Source organism: Variovorax sp. KK3 (assembly GCF_001984055.1).
Lineage (GTDB): Bacteria > Pseudomonadota > Gammaproteobacteria > Burkholderiales > Burkholderiaceae_C > Variovorax.
The window spans coordinates 1-6040 of record NZ_LYVO01000151.1 but is presented as its reverse complement, the minus strand read 5'-3'; the positions used below and the strand labels follow the sequence as shown (position 1 = coordinate 6040).

Here is a 6040-nt window from a genome sequence, read left to right as displayed (position 1 = left end):
GGGTGGCGGCGGTGCAGGCGGCGCCGGTGGTGCCGCGCCCGAATCCACCACGCACGACTTCGTCACCGACGGCGCCGGATCGCTGCCGAAGAACGCGGCCGAGCACGTGGCCGCGCCCGTCACGACCTTGTCGACCCAGCGGCGGTCGACGCCGAAGCTCACCAGCGTCGCGCTCGCCATCGTGAAGCTCGCGCCCTGCGCGGCCACCGTGCGGTCGGTGGTTGCGGCCGCACTGCCGAGGACCACTCCGCCGGCCTTGGTGCTGAGCACCCGGCAGCTCTTGGTGATGGTGGGCGAGGGGTTGCCACCGAAGAAGTCGCTCTTGCAGCTGACCGTGCCCGTCACCGTCTTCGGAATCCAGTTGCCTCCCTCGCCGAACTCGACGACCGTCGACGCCGGCAGGGTGAACGAGCGGCCCTGGTCGGCCGCCTTCGTCATGCCGCCCGTCAGCTTGAGGATCTTGCCGACCGAGGGCACGCCGGCGTTGTCGATCACGTAGAGCAGGTAGTAGCCGATGGGCAGGATGTTCGGGCTCTCGTTGAGCGTGATGTCGACGTTGGCGCTGCCGGTGGCCTGCGTGAACGGAAGCTGCAGGAAGCGCTGACCGAAGTCGGTCGAGTGTGTGACCGAGCCGGTGCGCACCAACGTCACCCGCTGGATGGGCCGCGACGACGCGACGGTCACGCGGAAGTTGGTGCCCAGCGTGAGCTGCGAGGGCGTGGTGTTGATCAGCGGCCGCGTCCGTCGCGCGCCGCTGCTGTCGAACAGGTAGGGCGGCGAATACACCTCGGCGTTGAGGTTGACCACCGGCCCAGGCGATCCGCCGCCGGCCGACAGCACCGTGCCGTCGGGCAGCAGCATCGCGCTGGAATGGTAGAGCCGCGCCTTCTGCGCGGAATTGCCCGTGCTCCACGCCTGCGTGGCGGGGTTCCAGATCAGCGCGGTGAAGGCGGTGTCGACCAGCTCGTTGTACACCGACGAGCCGCCGGTCAGCAGCACCTTGCCGTCGGGCAGCACGGTCATCGTGCCCCAGATGCGATCCGGACCCGGGCCGGGTACCGAGGTGACGACGGGCGTCGCGCCGTTGAAGTCGACGATCATCGCGCCGCCGTCCTCGGCGATCAGCAGGATCTTGCCGCGGTCGTACATGGCCCACGGCATGGCCGAGTTCAGCGTCTTGGGCAGCGTGCCGATCTGCGTGATGAAGGGCGTCTCGGTGTTCATGCTGAACAGCTTGTTGCTGCTCGCCACCAGCACGCGGCCGTTGGGCGCCAGCACGGCGCGTGGGTAGAACCAGTCGGCCGGCCAGTCCGGCTGCTGCGACAGCGTGAGCCAGCCGAGCGTGGGCCGGTAGATCTCGGGCACGCCGGCGCCCGCGCCGGTGCCGTCGATGCCGGCCAGCGCCAGCATGCGGCCGTCGGCCAGCGGCACCAGCGATCCGTACCAGCGCGCGTACTGCATCGGCGGCCCGGGCGAGATGGTGGCGGCCGACGGGTCGAACAGGTTGACGTCGCGCACGCCGTTGTTGATCTTGTCGGGCGTCACGCCGCGGGTGTCGCCGCCGGCCAGCAGCACCTGGCCCGAGTTGGGCAGCACGGTCTGCGCATTGCAGAACATGTCCGTGCGGGTGGTGTGCGTGAGCAGGCTGTGGGCGTTGGTGCTCGGCGTCCACACGTCGTAGTAGAGCTGCGCGCCTTGCGCGCCGGCCGTGTCGGTGCCGTAGCTCATGACCTTGCCGTCGGGCGTCAGCACCGTGTGGATGGCGTTGATGGGCCAGGCGATCGGCGCGGCCCACTGCCCTCCGACGCTCGGGGCCACCGGTGCGGCCGCGGCCGCGGCTGCGGCGGCTAAACCCGCTTGCGGCTGCTGGACGGCAGGGCCGGTGCCGAGGTCGATCGGCGCCACGCGGTCGCGTTCCAGCTCGCGCTGGCGGGCCAGGTCTTCCAGCGTACGCACGGCCTTGCTGATGGCCGATGGCTTGACCGGCGGTTCGGATCCCGCCTGCAGGGCCGGCGCGGCGTCCTTCGCGACCTCGACGCCGGACGATGCGCCTGCCGGTGCGACGGCCAGCCCGGCCATGCCACCGTCGCCGCCGCCTCCGCCCCCGCAGGCAGTGACGACGAGTGGTGCCCACAGGGCGATCCACTTCAATCCAGAGGCACGCGGGTCCGGCGAGGCACTTGGCATATCCCCCTCCTGGGGTAAGAACTGCCGAGTTATATAGGTGCCCCGCGCGCCCGCCTTCCACCAATGTAGGTAGGCCCTAAGTCCTAAGTAATCACTACCTTTTCAGCGGTCGCGAGAACTGGCATCAGGCGCGCACGAACACCCCGTGCAGGCCCAGCGGCAAGGCCCGTGGCAACACCGCGCGCGCCACCGGCCCGTCGGCCAGCCGATCGGCCGCGAAGCAGGACAGCACGGTCTTCTTCTGCGCGAGGTCGAGCACGGTGCCCAGGATCCAGCCGGCGCCGCGGCCGTCGGGCACGAACACGTGCTCCTCGACCATCGCCTGAGGGCCATAGACGAAGCGCTGCGATCGGCCGGTCTCGACGTCGGTGTAAGCGATGGCGGCGAAGCCTGGTCGCTCCTTCGTCACCTGCGTGGCGTGCAGCACGCGGCGGTGGCGCAGCCCGACGCGGCGCGGATCGATGCGCGGGAACTCGGCGTCCAGCGGCAGCACCTGCTGCGTCGCCTTGCCGCTGCCGAGGTCGAGCGTGGCCACGGTCAGGTGCGGCTCGGTGCTGCGCACGCGGCGCCCGCGCATCAGCTCGCGGTTGGTGGTGAACACGCTGTCGGCGTTGTCGGAGCGCACGTAGTCGATGTGGATGCGCGTGCCGTCGGCACGGCGTTCCTCCCAGGCATTGCCCACGTGGAACAGGAAGCCCGCGGGCAGCATGAGCGTCTGGCGCCGGTTCCAGTCCTTCTTGTCGACGACGAGCACGCGCATGCCCAGTTCGGGCCGCCAGACGTGCGCGTCGAGAAAGGTGATGCCGGGCGCCTTGGCCTTGCCGTCGTAGACCAGCGGCGGCATCAGAAAGACCAGGTGCCGCTCGGTCACGGCGAAGTCGTGGACCATCGGCACGTTGTCGACCGGCACCACGGCGGCGCGGCGCAGGGCGCCTTCGGGCGCGATCTCGTAGAGGGCCAGCAGGCCCTGGCTGCTGCCGACGCCGAAGTTCCACACGGTGCCGTCCGGGTCCATCTTGGGATGGGCCGAGAACGGCATGCCGGCCAGGTCGGCGCGCCACGTCTTCAGGCCCAGCGTGTCGAGCGTGCGGGCGTCGATGCGGGTGGCCGATCCACCTTCCCACAGCGCGAGCACCTCGCCGGCCATCGGCAACACGCTGGTGTTGGCGACGTTGATGGCGTCGGCGGATGTGGGCGGCTCCACGCCCGGTGGCACGGTGCCGAAGGCTTCGGTCAGCCGGCGGCCGGCGCGCACCTCGGCCACGCGCTTCGGGGTCTGCACGTAGCGGCCCTGGTGGCGCACCCGCGTGCCCTCGATGGCCAGGCGCTGCACCATGCCGTCGCCGTCGAACCAGTGGTGGTAGCGCTCGCCGCCCAGGTCATGGCCGGCGGGGCCCACGCGATAGAGCGTGCCCGCCACCGCATCGGGAAAGCGGCCGCGCACCGCGGCCTCGGCTTCTGGCAGGTCGGCCGCCGGCGTGACGAAGCCCAGCTTCCACGGGGCGTCGGCGGCGTCGAATTCGGCTTGCCAGTTGTCCGGCTCGCTCGCCAGCGCCAGCGATGCCAGCCACGGTGTCGCACCGGCGGCAGCCAGGCGCCGCAGCAGTTCGCGTCTTTGCATGGTGGCTCCTTCAGCGCAGGTGGATGACGGCCTGCAGGTCGGCATCGACCTGGAGGGCGGCCGCGTCGAAGGCCGGCGCCGCGCGGTTGCCCTTGGCGTCGTTGGAGAAGCCGTAGCGCTCGGTGGGCAGGCCCATCAGGTTGGTGTCGAGCTTGCCGTTGCCGTTTTCGTCGGCGAACACCCGCAATGCGTAGCGGCCCGGTGCCAGGCCCGGAAACGCCAGGCGGGCGGTGCCTTCCTTCATCGGCACGGTCTGCGCGGCCAGCATCTTGTTGGACGCGTAGCTCTCGGCGCTGTCGAAGAGCGCGACGTAGAGCGTGGCGGGCACGGCCGGCCCGTCGACCACGCTGAGCTGCAGGTCGGCGGCCAGCGCGCCCAGCGGCGCGAGCAGGGCGGCGGCGATCAGGGGGCGCAGGCCGGAGCGGCGCGCGGTGGGGGCATGAGGGTGCATGTCGAGGCCTCTGTGGGTTGAAGAGGCCCACACGATCGCGCGGCCGCCGGCCGCTGCCCAGCGCGATGCGACGAAATGCAGGAGGCCCGCGCCGGATGCACCGGGCGGGCGCCAAAGACCAGGCTAGGGCGCTTCGTCCTGGTCGTTCGACGAGGCGAACAGGTCCCAGGTGGCCATGAACAGCGCCGCCACCACCGGCCCGATCACGAAGCCGTTGACGCCGAACAGCGCCATGCCGCCCACGGTCGACATCAGCACGATGTAGTCGGGCATCTGCGTGTCCTTGCCCACCAGCAGCGGACGCATGATGTTGTCGACCAGGCCGATCACCACCACGCCGAAGACCGTGAGCGACACACCCTGCCAGATGGCGCCGGTCGCCAGGAAGTAGACCGCCACGGGCAGCCAGATCAGCGCCGCGCCCACGGCCGGCAGCAGCGAGAGAAAGGCCATCAGCACCGCCCACAGCAGCGCGCCCTGCACGCCCAGCACCCAGAAGGCGAGCCCGCCCAAAGCGCCCTGCGTGGCGGCCACCGCCACGTTGCCCTTGATGGTGGCGCGAATGACGGTGGTGAACTTGTTGAGCAGAAAGTGCGTGTGCGGGCGCGCCATCGGCAGCGCATGCCGCACCGTCTTCGACAGCTCGGCGCCGTCGCGCAGCAGGAAGTACAGCAGGTACATCATCAGCGCGAAGCTCACCAGGAAGTCGAAGGTGTTCTGCCCGATGCTGACGGCCTGCGTGGCGATCAGCTGGCCCGTTTGCGCGGCGCCTTGGCCGAAGCGCGACAGCATGCCTTCGACATTGCCGAGTCCGAAGCGGTCGAGCAGGTTGGTCAGCCACCGGGGCAGGGCGCCGAGGATCTGCTGGAAGTACACGCCGAAATTGATCTCGCCCGTGCGGATGCGCTGGGTGACCAGCGACGCCTCCTGCACCAGCGACACCGCGATCATCGCGAGCGGGATGATGACGATCACCAGGCAGATCGTGAGCGTGGCCAGCGCCGCCAGATTGCGCCGGCCCGGCATGCGCTTCTGCAGCCGCTTGTACAGCGGCGTGAACAGGATGGCCAGCGCCACCGCCCACATCACCGCGCCGAAAAAGGGAAAGAGGATCCAGAGGAAGGCGACCGTAACGATCGCCAGCAGGAAGAGGAAGACGTTGCGCTGGAGTTCGGGTGAGTTCATGGGCCGCCCGACTGTAGCCGAGTGCGCAGGCCTGGCCATGTCAGCGCCGGGCGCGTGCAGCCGACAGGCCGCACCGGGCCGAGGGCCCGATCAGCGCGATGCCCGAGGCAGCGCAACCGGTGCAAGCGTGGCGCGCAGCCGCTCGTCGGCCGCCGGCGCGGCGGCCACGTCGGCCTCCAGCGCTTCCTCGACGTTGCCGATGTGGTCGAGCATCAGCTGCCGTGCCCGGCCCGTCTCGCCGGCTTCGAGCGCCGCCACGATCGCCGCATGCTCGGCGCAGGACTGGCCGGCTTCGTGCTTCGACTGGAACAGGGTGGCGGCCAGCGTGGTGCGGGCGGTCAGGTCGCGCAGCACGTCGCACAGCAGCCGGTGGCCCATCTGCTCGGCCAGGCAGACGTGGAAGTCGGCCAGCAGGAAGGCGCGGGTGGCGGCGTCGGCGCCGGCGATGGCGCGCTTCTCGTCGGCGATGTGCTCGCGCAGCTTGCGGATCACCTTGGCCAGGGGCCGGCCGCCCGACTCGGCCAGGATGCCGCTTTCGATGATGCGGCGGGCCGAGAAGGCGTCGCGCGCTTCCTCGGCCGAGGGCTCCACCACGA

The 6040-nt window shown here is 70.5% G+C and carries 5 protein-coding genes; all 5 read right to left on the bottom strand.

Features of this window, described 5'->3' with window-relative positions; translation table 11 throughout:
- The coding region (locus B0W80_RS33605) for a galactose oxidase early set domain-containing protein (protein ID WP_143684906.1) at positions 1-2187 on the bottom strand (2187 nt) is incomplete at its 3' end.
- 124 nt (positions 2188-2311) lie between these two features.
- Positions 2312-3808 carry a carotenoid oxygenase family protein gene (locus tag B0W80_RS33600; protein WP_077003475.1) on the bottom strand — a complete coding sequence of 499 codons (1497 nt, stop codon included), beginning with the start codon at positions 3806-3808 and terminating at the stop codon, positions 2312-2314.
- A 10-nt stretch (positions 3809-3818) separates the two neighbouring features.
- Positions 3819-4259, bottom strand: a complete 441-nt coding sequence (locus tag B0W80_RS33595; RefSeq protein WP_077003474.1) for a DUF2141 domain-containing protein — start codon at positions 4257-4259, stop codon at positions 3819-3821.
- 123 nt (positions 4260-4382) lie between these two features.
- Positions 4383-5444, bottom strand: coding sequence for an AI-2E family transporter (locus tag B0W80_RS33590; RefSeq protein ID WP_077003473.1), 1062 nt, complete (start codon positions 5442-5444; stop codon positions 4383-4385).
- A 90-nt stretch (positions 5445-5534) separates the two neighbouring features.
- Positions 5535-6040, bottom strand: a 506-nt coding sequence (locus B0W80_RS33585; protein ID WP_077003472.1) for a GntR family transcriptional regulator, incomplete at its 5' end; no start/stop codon positions are given.

Excerpts from the sequence above, each read along its gene's own strand:
- B0W80_RS33600 (WP_077003475.1), bottom strand. The coding sequence starts at position 3,808 with ATGCAAAGACGCGAACTGCTGCGGCGCCTGGCTGCCGCCGGTGCGACA.
- B0W80_RS33595 (WP_077003474.1), bottom strand. The coding sequence starts at position 4,259 with ATGCACCCTCATGCCCCCACCGCGCGCCGCTCCGGCCTGCGCCCCCTG.
- B0W80_RS33590 (WP_077003473.1), bottom strand. The coding sequence starts at position 5,444 with ATGAACTCACCCGAACTCCAGCGCAACGTCTTCCTCTTCCTGCTGGCG.